Source organism: Jiangella alba, from assembly GCF_900106035.1.
Lineage (GTDB): Bacteria > Actinomycetota > Actinomycetes > Jiangellales > Jiangellaceae > Jiangella > Jiangella alba.
This window is the reverse complement of record NZ_FNUC01000004.1, coordinates 3,462,629-3,476,559: the sequence shown is the minus strand read 5'-3', so window position 1 is coordinate 3,476,559 and position 13,931 is coordinate 3,462,629. Positions and strand designations below refer to the sequence as shown.

Here is a 13,931-nt window from a genome sequence, read left to right as displayed (position 1 = left end):
AAGACCGACGTGGCCGGCCCTTGCCTCCCACGTCGGAGGCCCGGTCGGCCCCTACAATGCAGGGGCGGCGTGGGCGCGCCGCCGGAGCGAGGAGGCAATACGTGGCCCCGACGATGCACGACGTCGCGCGGGTGGCCGGAGTCTCCATCAAGACCGTCTCGAACGTGATCAACGACTTCCCTCACGTCCGGCCGTCGACGCGCATGCGAGTACTCTCCGCCATCGAGGAGCTCGGCTACCGGCCGAACCTGTCGGCGCGCGGGCTGCGGTCCGGCCGCACGGGGGTCATCGGGCTTTCGGTGCCCGAGTTGCGGCAGAACTACTTCGCCGAATTGGCCGACGAGATCATCCGGGCGGCGGAGAAGCACGACCTCGGCGTCCTGGTCGAGCAGACCAGCGGCGATCGCGAGCGTGAGATCGCCGCGGTCACGGGCGCCGGCCGGCTCCGCCTCACCGACGGGCTGCTGTTCAGTCCGGAACGCCTCGGCCAGGCCGACCGGCACCTCATCCATCCCAGGTTCCCCTTCGTGCTGCTCGGCGAGCGGATCTTCGGCGGACCCACGGACCACGTGACGATGCACAACGTCAGCTCCGCCCAGGCGGCCGTCGAGCATCTGCTCGGGATCGGGCGGCGCCGCATCGCGCTCATCGGCGCGCACCCGGACCAGCGCGAGGAGATCCGCTCGTCCGATCTGCGGGTGCGTGGCTACAAGGCCGCGCTCGAGGTGGCCGGCATCCCCGTCGATCCGCAGCTCGTCCGCGCCGTGGCGCCGTGGCACCGCGAGAACGGCGCCGAGGCCATGCGCGACCTCATCGCGTCCGGCATCCGGTTCGACGGCCTGTTCGCGCTCAACGACACGCTCGCTCTGGGCGCGCTGCGCGCTCTCGGCGACGCCGGCCGGCGGGTTCCCGACGACGTCGCCGTCATCGGGTTCGACGACATCGACGAGGCCCGGTTCTCCGTTCCTTCCCTGTCCAGCGTCGACCCCGGCCGCGCGGAGATCGCCGAGACCGCGGTCGAGCTGCTGGTCGAGCGCATCAACGAGAAGGACGGCGAACACCCTCCGCCGCTGCTCGTCAAGCCCGATTTCCGGATCGTCGCCCGCGAGTCCACCGGGTCCGGCCGGGCCAGGTGATCGCGCGGCCGCGCCGTCGGCGCCGGCTGCGGAGGTTCGGCGCCGACGGCGTGGCCGGCCGGGGTGCCGGCCGGCCACGTCCGCTCGTGCTGAGCCGTCACTCAGCCCTGCCGGAACAACAGCGGCGCGAAGTCGACGAGATTCCGCTGCCACGCGTCCCACCCGTGCGGACCAGGCGTAGGCCCGTCGTACTCGTAGTCGATGCCCAGCTGGTCCATGACGGTCAGCGAGCTCATGAACGACGGGTACACGAAGTCCGTCGGGTCGCCGACATAGATCTTGAGCAGGGTCGTGCCGTCGTTGATGGCCTGGGCGTCGACCCCGGCGGCACTGCCGAACCCGGCCGAGAAGGTCCCGACGTAGGCGAACTCGCCCGGGTGAGCCTTGAGCACCGTGTACGTCTGCCCGCCGCCCATCGACAGGCCGGCCAGCGCCCGCTGCGATGGATCGTCGGAGACGTTGTACCGCTCGAGTGACACCGGGACGATGTTCTCCAGCAGCTCCCTGGTGAAGTTCGAGGAGTTGCCGTTGCCCATCACGACGACCATCGGCTCGAGGTTGCCGTCGAGGTAATGGTTGTCGAGGATCTGCTTGGCGCGGCCCATCTCGATCCAGTCGGTGTAGTTCTGCCCGCCGCCGTGCTGCAGGTAGAAGACCGGGTAGGGCTCGGCCCGATCCGGGTCGTACCCCGGCGGCGTCCAGACGTACGCCGTCCGCTCGGCACCCGCGACGGTGCTCTGGTACGTCATCGTCTCGACGGTGCCGCCCTGCCCCTCCGGCACGTCGGCGAGCAGTCGCGCCTCCTCGCCGGGGATGAAGAACGTGCTCCACGTCGGTTCCGTGGTGACGTGGGTCGGGTTCGAGGCGTCCTTCGTGGACACGCGGTCGACGATGAACCGGTAATGGTGGAAGCCGGGCTTCAGCGGGCCGACGGTGGCGCGCCACCGGTCGCCGACGCGGGACATCTCCACGCGGATCCAGCTGCCGCCGGGCGCCCAGTTGCCCCACACGGTGACGTTCTGCGCGTCCGTGAACGCCGTCGTCGTCTCGAACGTGACGAACCCGTCCTCGGTGATCCACGGCGTCGGGGTGGTGCCGGCCGGAGGCTGACTGAACTCGCCCTCCAGCGGGAGGTGCCCGGAGCTGGGGCCGTCGTCGTCGACCTCCTGGAACAGCCGCGGCGCGAAGTCGATCAGGTTCTCCTGCCACGCGTTCCAGTTGTGGCCGCGATCCGGGTTGACGCCGTCGAACTGGTACTCGACGCCGGCCTCGTCGAGTTGCCGCATAAGGCGGTAGGTGCGGTTGTATGCACCGTCTGTGACGTTGCCGGTGTACAGGCGCAACAGCTCCGTGCCCTCGTTGATCTTCCGGGCGTCGAGGCGGGGAGCGTCGCGGGATCCGGCGAACGAACCGAGGTAGGCGAACTCGCCCGGGTGCTCGAACAGGGTGGTCAACGTCTGGTAGCCGCCCATCGACAGGCCGGCCAGCGCCTGCTGGGAGGGCCGGCGGGAGATGTTGTAGTCGTGGCGTGCCTCGCGCACGATGTTGCGCAGCAGCTCCTTCTGGAAGTCCGGCACGTTGCCGTCGCCCATCACGACGACCATCGGCTCCATCTCACCGCGCAGCGTGAGGTTGTCGAAGATCTGCTTGGCGCGGCCCACCTCGACCCAGTCCCGGTAGCCCTGCCCACCCCCGTGCTGCAGGTACAGCACCGGGTACGGCTCCTTGCGGCCGGCGTCGTAGCCGGGCGGCGTCCACACGAGCGCGGACCGCTCCCCCCGGGTCACCGTGCTGCGGTAGGTCATCGTCTCGACGGTTCCGCCCTGGCCCTCCGGCACGTCCGCCAGCAGGCCGGCCGAGTCGCCGGGGATGAACAGCGTGCTCCACTCCGGCTCCGACGCCACGCTCGTGGGGTTCGTCGGGTCCTTCACGACGTTCGTGTCGTCGGCGGTGAACTGGTAGTAGTACAGGCCGGGTTCGAGCGGCCCCATCACCGACGTCCAGTTGGCGCCGCGCCGGGTGAGACCCCACTGGGCCCAGTTGGCCGACGGGCCGAAGTTGCCCTCCGCGACGATCTGCGTCACGTCGCCGAACGTGCTCTGTGCCTGGTCGGCAGGGATGGTGAACGTGACGAAGCCGGCGTCGTCGACGCTCACCCATGGCGCCTCCGCCGCCACTGTCGGTGGTACCGCCACCAGGGCGCCCATTGCTGTGGCCGCAACGACGAGGAGAGCCGCCAAACGTCGGCGGAACCCAACGCGGTGCGTTCGTCTCTGGCGAGATGCCATCACCATTGATCCTCTCTGTCCTGAGTCCGCCGGCGTCCCGCGCAGCGCAGGACGCGACGGATGCGACTACCGAGAGAGCCGATCACCCTCGGCCGTGCGGGCGGGTCGATGCGACGCGGCGGGGCCCCTCATTTACAACGTCGGCAAACTTGCCCGACGCCCATGCTGGCGGCGCCGCCAGGAGGGTGTCAATGGTTCTGGCGCCGCATTTATAACGTTGTGTTTGGTTGCACTATGCGCAACCAACTGATTTGATATGTGCAACCTAAGCTGAGGGTGAGCCTGCGTTCCTCGCGGCCGCGCGCCGCGTTCGCGCAGGTAGATCCACAGCTCTCGTGCACGCCGGCGTCCACGCGCCGCAACGTGGCGCGACTCGTTCCGCCCGCCCACCCTCGACCTGACTCAACGCCGGCGGCCCACCGACCAAGGTCGACGACTCCCCTGGGTCCGACGGGCGGCCACCACGACGCCGGCGGAGAAGACGGCCGCCATCGCGAGCAGGCCGGCGAACCCCCAGACGGCCATGATCGGGCCGGCGGCCAGCGCCGCACCGGCCGAGACGACGGTCATGGCGGTGTCGGCGCCGCCCTGGAGACGGGTGTCCCCGGCCGAGAGCGCGGCGATGTGCGTCGACGCCGCGACCGTGCAGACCGACCAGCCGAGCCCGAGCAGGAACAGGCCGAGGCCGTGGGTGAACGACGAGGCGCCGAACAGACCGGCCGACACCAGGACGGAGACGATCAGCAGGCCACCGCCCGCTGTGAGCGACGGCCGCACGCCGATCCGGTCGGCCAGCCGTCCCGACAGCGGCGAGAAGGCGTACATGCCGAGGAAGTGCACCGAGATGGCCGCCCCGATGGTGGCGTGCGTCGCGCCCTGATGGTGCATCTCCAGTGGCGTCATCACCATGACGGCGACCATGGTGGCGTGCGCGAGGACCAGGGCGGCCACCGTCGGCGCGACCTCGGCGAACCGGGAGACCGGGCCCGCGGGCTCGGCCTCGCTCTCCTCCGGAGCCGTTCGGGACCGCAGGGTCGCGCGGGCCAGCAGCAGCGGGTCCGGCCGCAGAAAGGCGAACACCACCAGCCCCGCGACCAGCGCGCACATCATGGTGAACAGGAACGGCCCGGCCAGCGGCGGCAGGCCGAAGCCCGAGGCCACCGCTTCCGCCTGGTCCACCATGAGCGGCCCGGCGACGGCGCCCGCGGTGGCGACCCACACCACCAGCGACAACGAGGTCGCGCGCCGGTCGGCGGTGGCCAGGTCGGTGGCGACGTAGCGCGCGGCGTTGGACGAGGCGGCCGACGCACCCAACGCGACGGTGCCCGCCACCAGGAGCGGGAAGCTGCCGACCTCGGCCGCGACCACGCACACCGCGGCGCCCACCGCGCCGATCAGGTAGCCGGCGGCCATGCCGACGCGCCGCCCGCGCCGGTTCATCCAGGCCGCCAGCAGATAGGAGGCCGCGCCCACGCCGAGGGTCAGCGTCGCCTGGGCAAGGCCGGCGGCTCCGGTGGAGCCGGACAGCTCGGCGGCGAGGATGCCGCTGACGGCGAAGGTCATCGTCACGGCGGTGCTGCCGAGCACCTGGATCACGAGGAGCAGGGACATCGTCCGCCGCTGGACCCGGCGGACGTCGACCGTGTGCACGGACATGGCAGGGCTCCTGCCTCTCGACCCGTCGGTGGACGAGTCGATCGTTCGGCACGAGCCGGTCGCGCGGGTAGACAGTGGTGGTCGTAGAACCAGCGGTACCCGTTTCTAGACCGGCACGTGGAACGCGACCAGCGACGGCTCGAACTCGGGTGCATGCACGACGATCAGCCGCATGACGACCACGTGCCCGCCGGGCATCAGGAAGGTCCGGGTGCGGGTGCGTCTCTCGACCACCTCGTATCCGTCCCATGCCTCGGCGAACTCGGCGGAGCCACGGCGGAACTCCGCGGCCTGGTCGAGCAGCCCGGGAACGTGGCTGTGGGCCGTGACCATCGCCCGCCACCGCCCGACGATGTCGGGCACGTCCGCCGCCCACCCGGGTAGCCGCCGCCTGGCCTCGGGGTCGAACAGCAGCCAGCGGATCATGTTCCGGTCCTCCGACGGCATCGCGTCGAAGTCGGCGTAGTAGTCGGCCGTCGCCCGGTTCCAGGCGATGAGGTCGCCGAACAGGTCGGCGGCATACACGGGGTACGGACTGTGCTCAGCGGTCGCGACGAGCTGGCGGACGATCTCCTCGGCCGGGATCTCACCCGCGAGCGGCTGCGGATTCTGGACCGCGCCGAACGCGAGCACGTGCATGTAGCGCCGCTCGTCCTCGCTCAGCCGCAGCACCCGGGCGATCGCGTCCAGCACCTGCTGCGACGGATGGATCCGGCGGCCCTGCTCCAGGTACGTGTACCAGGTGGGGCTGATCCCGGCGAGCAGGGCGACCTCCTCGCGCCGCAGGCCGGGCGTTCGGCGCCGGACACCCGGCGCGATGCCGGCCTCCTCAGGCGACACCCGTCCCCGGCGCGACGTGAGAAACGCGGCGAGAGCGCTACGCCCCTCGTCGGCAGGTTCGCGAGCCATGCGCCACCTCCGGTCACGGCAGCCTAGCGTTTCGCCGGTGCCACCTCGCGGAACACGCGGCGCCGTCGTCAGCACATGGCGCTGAGGAAACGGCGGGTGCGTTCGTGTGCGGGCCGGTCCAGAACTACTCGTCGCGGACATGGCGGCCGGTGCCAGTGCGACCCTCGTCGAGGGTTCCGACGACTGGCTGGTGCAGCTCGGCCGGGCCGGTCACGCCGGTTGCCTCGCGGGCGACCTCGCCGCGGCCGGGCTACGAGGCGCTCGGGCGACGCTCCAGGAAGACCTCGCCCCGTCGCCCGGCGGCTGGGCCATCGACCTGGCGTCCTACAAGCAGTACCCGGCGTGCAACATCCTCCAGACCGCCGTCGCGCTGGCCTGCCGAGCGCGGGCCGGCCTGGACACCGTGGCCGCGGACATCGACGACGTCACCGTCAGACTCGACGAGGCCGACCTCGCCTACCCGGGAATCGCCAACTCCGAGCCGGAACGGCCGGTCGCCGCGATGATGAGCGGCGCCTTCTGCGTCGCCGCGGCGCTGGTCCACGGCACGCTGACCCACCACCAGGTGCTCGCGCCCGGCAGCGATCCGCGGGTGGTGCAGCTCGCCCGCCGCGTCCGGCTCCACGGCGACCCTTCGGTCGAGCCGGCGAGCGCGCGGCTCGAGGTTCGCGTCCGGGGCGAGGCACGGGCCCGGGTCTTCACGCCCGACGCCGTCCGCCCGGCCGTCACGCTGACGGCCCTGCAGCGGCGACTGGACTCGCTGCTCCCCGCCGACCCGTCGGCACGCCGTCGCCATGCCGCCCTGGCCGCGGACATCGCCGGGCTCGAGCACGCGCCCTCCGTGCCGGACTCGCTGCGCGACGCCTTGTGGGGGCCTTAGTCCGGCGACACCGCGTCGCCGAGCCGGAGCGCGTGGTCGAGGATCTCCAGACCTTCCGCGACGTCGGCGTCGGAGACGTTGCAGGGCGGGACGACGTGGATGCGGTTGGCGTTCACGAACGGCAGCAAGCCCTCGCGCCGGCAGGCCGCCGCGATCGCGTCCATCGTCGCGCTGCTCCCTCCGTAGGGCGCCAGCGGGTCCTTGGTCGCCCGGTCGCTGACGAGCTCGAGCGCCCAGAACGTGCCGAGGCCGCGTACCTCGCCCACGCAGGGGTGCCGCTCGGCCAGGGCCCGCAGGCCGGGGCCGAGCACCTCGCCGCCGACCTGCGCCGACCGCTCGACGATGCGCTCGTCGCGCATGACCTGGATCGTGGCGACGGCCGTCGCACAGGCGAGCGGGTGTCCGGAGTAGGTGAGGCCGCCCGGATAGGGACGATGGGCGAAGGTCTGGTGGATCCCACGGGAGATCACGACGCCGCCGAGCGGGACATAGCCCGAGGTGACGCCCTTGGCGAAGGTGATGAGGTCGGGACGAACACCGTAGTGATCGAGCGCCAGCCAGGCGCCGGTGCGCCCGAAGCCGGCCATCACTTCGTCCAGGATCATCACGATGCCGTGCTCGTCGCAGATCTCGCGGACGCCGGCGAGATAGCCGGGCGGCGGGGGCATGACGCCCGCCGTGCCCGGGACGGTCTCGAGGATGATCGCCGCGACGGTGGCCGGCCCTTCGAGCTCGACGGTGCGCCGCAGGTGGCGCAGCGCACGCCGGCACTCCTCGTCCTCCGTCGTGGCGTCGAACTCCGAGCGGTACAGGAACGGCCCGAAGAACTTCGCGGTGCCCGCGGCACCGTAGTCGTTGGGCCACCGGCGCGGGTCGCCGGTGACGTTGACCGCCGTCGCCGTGCCACCGTGGTAGCTGCGGTAGCGCGACAGCACCTTGATCCGGCCGGTGTGCAGCCTGGCCATCCGGACCGCGTGTTCGACGGCCTCCGCGCCACCGTTGGTGAAGAACACGTGGTCGAGTCCCTCGGGCGCGAGTCCGGCGATGAGGCGGGCCGCCTCCGAGCGGGCGTCGTTGGCGTGCTGCGGCGCGATCGTGCACAGGGTCGCCGCCTGCTCCCGGATCGCCTCGACGACGTCCGGGTGTTGATGGCCGATGTTGGTGAAGACGAGCTGGGAGGCGAAGTCCAGATAGCGGTGGCCGGCGTCGTCCCAGACGGCCGACCCGTGCGCCTTCGTGATGACGAGCGGATCGAGGCTCGCCTGGGCCGACCACGAGTGGAACACGTGCGCCCGGTCGAGCTCGTAGGTGCGGCTGGTCATCGTGCTCACCTGTTCTGCGGGAAGGCCAGCTCCGGCCCGCCGCCGGGCTGCACGGCCGGGTCGGTCCAGCGCGTCGTGACGACCTTGCCGCGGGTGAAGAACCGCACGCCGTCGGTGCCGTGCGCGTGATGGTCGCCGTACAGCGACTGCTTCCAGCCGCCGAACGAGTAGTAGGCCATCGGCACCGGAACCGGGACGTTGATGCCGACCATGCCGACCTCGACGTCGAGCTCGAACGCGCGTGCCGCCGCCCCGCTGCCGGTGAAGAGTGCCACGCCGTTGCCGTAGGGGTTGGCGTTGACCAGCCGCACCGCCTCGTCGTACGTACCGACCCGGACGACGCTGAGGACGGGCCCGAAGATCTCCTCGGTGTAGATCTCCATCTCGGGCGTCACGTGATCGAACAAGGTGGGGCCGAGCCAGAAGCCGCCGGCGTCGCCGTCGACCTGAGGAGCGCGGCCGTCGACGACGAGCTTGGCGCCGGCCGCTTCACCAGCGTCGACGAAGGACGCCACGCGGTCGCGGTGGGCCCGGGTGACCAGCGGTCCCAGGTCGGTGCCGCGGGTTCCGTCGCCGGTGCGCAGCCCGCGGGTGCGGTCGGCGATCTCGGCGACCAGCTGGTCGGCGATCGACCCGACGGCGACGAGCACGCTGACGGCCATGCAGCGTTCGCCCGCGGAGCCGAAGCCCGCGCCCACGGCGTGGTCCGCGGCGGCGTCCAGGTCGGCGTCCGGGAGCACCACCATGTGGTTCTTGGCCCCGCCGAGGGCCTGGACGCGCTTGCCGCAGGCGCCGGCCCGCTCGTAGACGTAGCGGGCGATCGGCGTCGATCCGACGAAGCTGATCGCCTTGACGGCCGGGTGGTCCAGAAGGGCGTCGACCGCCACCTTGTCCCCCTGGAGGACCGTGAACACCCCCGCCGGGAGCCCGGCCTCCCGCCACAGCTCGGCGAGCCAGATCGACGCCGAGGGGTCCTTCTCGCTCGGCTTGAGCACGACGGCGTTGCCGGCGGCGATGGCGATCGGGAAGAACCACATGGGCACCATCGCCGGGAAGTTGAACGGGCTGATCACGCCCACCACCCCGAGCGGCTGGCGCTTGGAGTGCACGTCGACGCCGGTCGAGACGCCTTCGGAGTACGACCCCTTGAGCAGGTGCGGGATCCCGCAGGCGAACTCGACCGCCTCCTGCCCGCGCGAGACCTCGCCCAGCGCGTCGGCCAGCACCTTGCCGTGCTCGCGGGTGATGATCGCCGCGAGCTCCTCCTTGCGGGCGTCCAGCAGCTCCCGGAACCTGAACAGCACCCGTGTCCGGGTGGTCAGCGAACTCCGGCCCCACTCCCGCGCGGCGGTCTCCGCGGCGGAGATGACGGCGTTCGCGGTCTCGACACCGGCGTGGAGGACGCGGGCGCTCACCCGCCCGGTGGCGGGGTTGGTCACGTCCTCGACGCGATCGGCGGCGCCCACGTAGGGCACGCCGGTCCAATGGCTGACAGTGGGTGCGGTCATGGTCGCCAGCATGACGCTCGGAGCATCGCGGCGGGAGTGACGGTTCGTATCGCATCCGCGGGTTCTCGTGACGTCTCGTAACCTGTTCGAGTGACCCTCACCCTCCGTCGCGCGCTCGAGTCCTCCAGCCTGAAGGTGGGCGCGCCCACGGTGCTCGCCGGCGGCGAGCACCTCGATCGGCCGGTGCGGTGGGTGCACGTGAGCGAGGTACTGGACCTCGGCGGGCTGTTGAGCGGCGGCGAGCTGATCCTGACCACGGGCCTGCCCCTGCGCGGGGACACCGCCACCGCCGTCGGGTACATCGAGGAGCTGGCCGGCGCCGGCGCGGCGGGACTCGTGGTGGAGCTCGGCCCGGCGTTCGCGGCGGTGCCCGCCGCCGTCGTCGCGAGCGCCGAACGGGCCGGGCTGCCGCTGGTCTGCGTCTCACGGCAGGTGCGTTTCGTCGACATCACCGAGCAGATCCATCGCGCCATCGTGTCCGCCCAGCTCGTCCAGCTGGAGTTCGCGCAGGAGGTCCACGAGACCTTCACCCGGCTCAGCCTGGAGGCCCCCAGCACGAACCAGATCATCGCCGCCGCCTGCGACCTGTGCGCCACCTCGGTGGTCCTGGAGGACCTGGGGCGTTCGGTGGTCACCTTCCGGGCCCGCGGCCGCAAGCCCGCGGCGCTGCTGGCGAACTGGGCCAATCGGTCCAGGGCCGCCGCCGTGCTCGATCGCACGGGCCGGTCCGGGCCCGAGGGCTGGCTGACGACGCCGGTCGGCACGGCCGGCAGGCGGTGGGCGCGGCTCACGCTCCCGCACCCCGACCCGGCCGACGACGAACGCAACGCCATGGTCCTGGAGCGGGCCGCCGCGGCGCTCGAACTGGCCCGCATGGCCGAGCGGGACCAGCTGGCACTCGAGCTCCAGGCGCAGGGCGGGTTTCTCGCCGAGCTCGCGGCCGAACGGCTCACGCGGGCCGATGCCGCCGTCCGCGCGCAGTCCTCGGCCTGCCGAACGCGCCCGCATACCTGGCGGCCGTGGCCCAGCCCGTCGGCCATCACCTCAGGGAACTCGTCGAACGGCTGGCGGCACGCATTCGCTCGGCACGCCTCGACGCTCTGATCGGCCCGCTCAACGACCGGCAGGTGGGCCTGGTGCTGGCGCAGCCCTCGACGCGGCGACCGGCGCTGCTCGATCGCCTGGCCGAGGCCCTCGACGGCGTCGGCGTCGTCCTCGGCGTCACCGACCCGGAGCCGGACATCGCCGGCGCCGGCGCCCAGCTCCGCCACGCGGCGCAGGTCGCCGAGGCGGCGTCGAGCCTCTCGTCCTTGGCGCGGCTGCCGTACTACCGCAGCAGCGACGTCCGGCTGGCGGGACTGCTCGCCCTTCTCCACGACGATCCGCGGGTGCAGGGATTCGTCGAGTCAGAGCTGGGCCGGCTGCTGGCCCACGACGCCGAGCACGACGACGGTCTCGTCGACGTGCTCCGCGAGTACGTCAACCTCGGCGGCAGCAAGACGCGCCTGTCCGAGCGCGTCCATCTGAGCCGGCCGGCCGTCTACAAGAAGCTCGCCCGCATCTCCCGGATCACCGGATTCGACCTGGACCGACCCGAGTCCCTGCTCTCCATCGGCGTCGCCATCACGGCCTACGACCTGCGCCATCGGCTGACGCGCGCCCGCTGAGGTCCCGGTGCCGTGCGCACCACGACGGTTCACCTGTGTCGGGTGAGGCGCCGTGCCGGTGACCGCGGTCGGCTGAGCGGGGGCGGCGACGGGGTTCGCGCGCCTCGACGAGGCCGGCTCGGGAGGGGTGTCAGGATGTCCGATGAACGTCGTGCGCAGCGGTCGGTGCTGCCGATTCCGGACCAGGCGTATGCGGGCACGATCTGGTACGACGCGAAGGATCCGGAGGCGGACTTCGCCCCGATCGAGCAGCTGCGCCCACCGGCGGGCGCGCCGAACGTGCTCCTGATCCTGCTCGACGACGTCGGGTTCGCCGCCTCCAGCGTGTTCGGCGGGCCGGTGCACACGCCGGTGGCCGAGCGGCTGGCCGCCGGCGGCCTGCGGTTCACCCGGTTCCACACCACCGCGATCTGCTCGCCGACCCGTGCCGCGCTGATCAGCGGCCGCAATCACCACAGCGTGGGCATGGGCGGCATCACCGAGATGTCCACCTCGGCTCCGGGCTACAACTCGATGCGCCCCAACTCGTGCGCGCCGCTGCCGGAGATCCTCAAGCTCAACGGCTACGCCACCGCGCACATCGGCAAGTGCCACGAGGTGCCGCTGTGGGAGACGAGCCAGGCCGGACCGTTCGACCGGTGGCCGTCGCCGGGGAACGGCTTCGAGCACTTCTACGGGTTCCTGGGTGGCGAGACCGATCAGTACTACCCCAACCTCGTCGAGGGCACCCGCCCGGTCGAGCCGTGGGGGACGCCGGAGGAGGGCTACCACCTGACGGAGGACCTCGTCGACCACGCCATCTCGTGGGTGGAGGCGCAGAAGGCGCTGGTCCCGGACAAGCCGTTCCTCCTCTACCTCGCGCCGGGCGCCACGCACGCTCCGCACCACGTGCCCAAGGAGTGGGCCGACAAGTACGCCGGGAGGTTCGACGACGGCTGGGACGCCCAACGCGAGCGCACCTTCGCCCGGCAGAAGGAACTCGGCGTCGTTCCCGCCGACGCCGAACTCACCGTGCGGCACGAGGTGATCCCCGCGTGGGAGGACATGGACGACGCGCTCAAGCCCGTGCTGCGGCGCCAGATGGAGAACTACGCGGGGTTCCTGGAGCACACCGACCACCACGTCGGCCGCCTCATCGACTCGCTGGAGGAACTCGGCCTGCTCGAGGACACCCTCGTCTACCTGATCATCGGCGACAACGGCGCCTCGGCCGAAGGCACCATCAACGGCACCTTCAACGAGTTGATCAGCCTGAACGGCATGGCCGGGATCGAGACGCCCGAGTTCCTCACCGGGCAGCTGGAGAAGCTGGGCGGACCGGAGTCGTCCCCGCACTACGCGGTCGGGTGGGCGCACGCCATGTGCACGCCGTACCAGTGGACCAAGCAGGTCGCCTCGCACTGGGGCGGCACCCGCAACGGCACCATCGTGCACTGGCCCCGTGGCATCCGGGCCGAGGGCGAGATGCGGCACCAGTTCAGCCACGTCATCGACGTCGCCCCCACCGTGCTCGAGGCCGCCGGCCTGCCGCACCCCGTCCAGGTGCACGGCATCACCCAGCAGCCGTTGCACGGCACCAGCATGCGCTACTGCTTCGACGACGCCGACGCGGCGGAACGGCACGACACGCAGTACTTCGAGATCTTCGGCAACCGCGGGATCTACCACCGCGGCTGGTCCGCGGTCACCAAGCACCGCACGCCGTGGCAGACCACCGGCGACGTCGGCATCGCCTTCGACGACGACAGCTGGGAGCTCTACGACGGCTCCAGCGACTGGACCCAGGCCAGGGACCTCTCGGCCGAGAACCCCGGCAAGCTGCACGAGCTGCAGCGGCTCTTCCTGATCGAGGCCACCCGCTACAACGTCCTGCCGCTGGACGACCGCTCCTTCGAACGCGTGCTGCCCGAGTACAGCAAGAAGCCCGAGCTGATCGGCCACCGGCAGCTGCTCTTCCCCGGCATGGGCGGACTCACCGAGCAGCACGTCGTGAACTGGCGCAACAAGTCGTGGTCGCTGACCGCGACCGTGATCATGCCCGACACCGGCGCCGGCGGCGTGCTGATGAACCTCGGCGGCCATAGCGGCGGCTGGGCCTTCTACCTCAAGGACTCCGTGCCGACCTTCTGCTACAACCTGTTCGGCATCGACCGCACCCACATCCGCGCCGACGCCGCGGTCCCCGCCGGCGAACACCGCGTGCGGGTCGAGTTCGGCTACGACGGCGGCGGCCTCGGCAAGGGCGGAGCGGTCACCCTGCTCGTCGACGACCAGCCCGTCGGCGCCGGGCGGGTCGAGCGCACCGAACCCATCGGTTTCGGCTACGAACCCACCGACGTCGGCCGCGACATCCTCTCGCCGGTCACCGACGACTACCCGGCCGCCGACAACGCCTTCACCGGCACCATCAAATGGATCGAGATGGAGGCCGGCGACGACTCCCACGATCACCTCCTGGAACCGGCCGACTTCTTCCGCGTCGTCATGTACAAGCAGTGACCCCGAGCGAACGAGCCCCGGTGATCATGTGACGGATGTCGCGTGGCGGTGGATGCATCGTCCCGA

General features: G+C 71.4%; 10 protein-coding genes. 5 read left to right on the top strand and 5 right to left on the bottom strand.

The window, feature by feature from the left end; all coding sequences use genetic code 11:
• Positions 1–101: 101 nt before the first annotated feature.
• On the top strand, positions 102–1,136 hold the full coding sequence (locus BLV02_RS33730; RefSeq protein WP_069111469.1) for a LacI family DNA-binding transcriptional regulator: 1,035 nt from the start codon (positions 102–104) through the stop codon (positions 1,134–1,136).
• A gap of 101 nt (positions 1,137–1,237) precedes the next feature.
• On the opposite strand, the gene BLV02_RS33725 is transcribed toward BLV02_RS33730, so the two are convergent.
• The 3 genes from BLV02_RS33725 to BLV02_RS33715 all read right to left on the bottom strand — a co-directional run bounded on the left by BLV02_RS33725 (position 1,238) and on the right by BLV02_RS33715 (position 5,989).
• Positions 1,238–3,292 (bottom strand): alpha/beta hydrolase, encoded by a 2,055-nt coding sequence (locus BLV02_RS33725; protein WP_216094222.1) that lies wholly within the window; start codon positions 3,290–3,292, stop codon positions 1,238–1,240.
• A 534-nt stretch (positions 3,293–3,826) separates the two neighbouring features.
• Complete coding sequence (locus BLV02_RS33720) at positions 3,827–5,080, bottom strand: MFS transporter (RefSeq protein ID WP_069111471.1); 1,254 nt, start codon at positions 5,078–5,080, stop codon at positions 3,827–3,829.
• A 105-nt stretch (positions 5,081–5,185) separates the two neighbouring features.
• Positions 5,186–5,989, bottom strand: a complete 804-nt coding sequence (locus BLV02_RS33715) for a helix-turn-helix transcriptional regulator (RefSeq protein WP_069111472.1) — start codon at positions 5,987–5,989, stop codon at positions 5,186–5,188.
• 139 nt (positions 5,990–6,128) lie between these two features.
• Between BLV02_RS33715 and BLV02_RS33710 the strand changes: the two genes are divergently transcribed.
• Complete coding sequence (locus BLV02_RS33710; RefSeq protein ID WP_069111473.1) at positions 6,129–6,869, top strand: MmgE/PrpD family protein; 741 nt, start codon at positions 6,129–6,131, stop codon at positions 6,867–6,869.
• On the opposite strand, the gene BLV02_RS33705 is transcribed toward BLV02_RS33710, so the two are convergent.
• Together BLV02_RS33705 and BLV02_RS33700 are read right to left on the bottom strand one after the other, a co-directional pair.
• Positions 6,866–8,191 (bottom strand): aspartate aminotransferase family protein, encoded by a 1,326-nt coding sequence (locus tag BLV02_RS33705; RefSeq protein ID WP_069111474.1) that lies wholly within the window; start codon positions 8,189–8,191, stop codon positions 6,866–6,868. The genes BLV02_RS33710 and BLV02_RS33705 overlap by 4 nt on opposite strands.
• A 5-nt stretch (positions 8,192–8,196) precedes the next feature.
• The gene (locus BLV02_RS33700) at positions 8,197–9,699 is read right to left on the bottom strand and encodes a CoA-acylating methylmalonate-semialdehyde dehydrogenase (protein WP_083288665.1); all 1,503 of its coding nucleotides are present in this window, start codon (positions 9,697–9,699) and stop codon (positions 8,197–8,199) included.
• 90 nt (positions 9,700–9,789) lie between these two features.
• On the opposite strand from BLV02_RS33700, the gene BLV02_RS35330 reads away from it, so the two are divergent.
• The 3 genes from BLV02_RS35330 to BLV02_RS33690 all read left to right on the top strand — a co-directional run bounded on the left by BLV02_RS35330 (position 9,790) and on the right by BLV02_RS33690 (position 13,865).
• Positions 9,790–10,803, top strand: a complete 1,014-nt coding sequence (locus tag BLV02_RS35330) for a PucR family transcriptional regulator ligand-binding domain-containing protein (protein ID WP_083288639.1) — start codon at positions 9,790–9,792, stop codon at positions 10,801–10,803.
• Positions 10,719–11,366, top strand: coding sequence for a PucR family transcriptional regulator (locus tag BLV02_RS36165; protein WP_141711573.1), 648 nt, complete (start codon positions 10,719–10,721; stop codon positions 11,364–11,366). Before BLV02_RS35330 ends, BLV02_RS36165 begins: the two co-directional genes overlap by 85 nt.
• Positions 11,367–11,501: 135 nt before the next feature.
• A complete protein-coding gene (locus BLV02_RS33690; RefSeq protein ID WP_069111475.1) occupies positions 11,502–13,865 on the top strand; it encodes an arylsulfatase in 2,364 nt (787 codons plus the stop codon).
• Positions 13,866–13,931 lie beyond the last annotated feature (66 nt).

Bases quoted from the DNA above. Each gene is read 5' to 3' on its own strand.
- BLV02_RS33720 (WP_069111471.1), bottom strand. From the start codon at position 5,080: ATGTCCGTGCACACGGTCGACGTCCGCCGGGTCCAGCGGCGGACGATG.
- BLV02_RS33715 (WP_069111472.1), bottom strand. From the start codon at position 5,989: ATGGCTCGCGAACCTGCCGACGAGGGGCGTAGCGCTCTCGCCGCGTTT.
- BLV02_RS33710 (WP_069111473.1), top strand. From the start codon at position 6,129: ATGGCGGCCGGTGCCAGTGCGACCCTCGTCGAGGGTTCCGACGACTGG.
- BLV02_RS33705 (WP_069111474.1), bottom strand. From the start codon at position 8,191: ATGACCAGCCGCACCTACGAGCTCGACCGGGCGCACGTGTTCCACTCG.
- BLV02_RS33700 (WP_083288665.1), bottom strand. From the start codon at position 9,699: ATGACCGCACCCACTGTCAGCCATTGGACCGGCGTGCCCTACGTGGGC.
- BLV02_RS33690 (WP_069111475.1), top strand. From the start codon at position 11,502: ATGTCCGATGAACGTCGTGCGCAGCGGTCGGTGCTGCCGATTCCGGAC.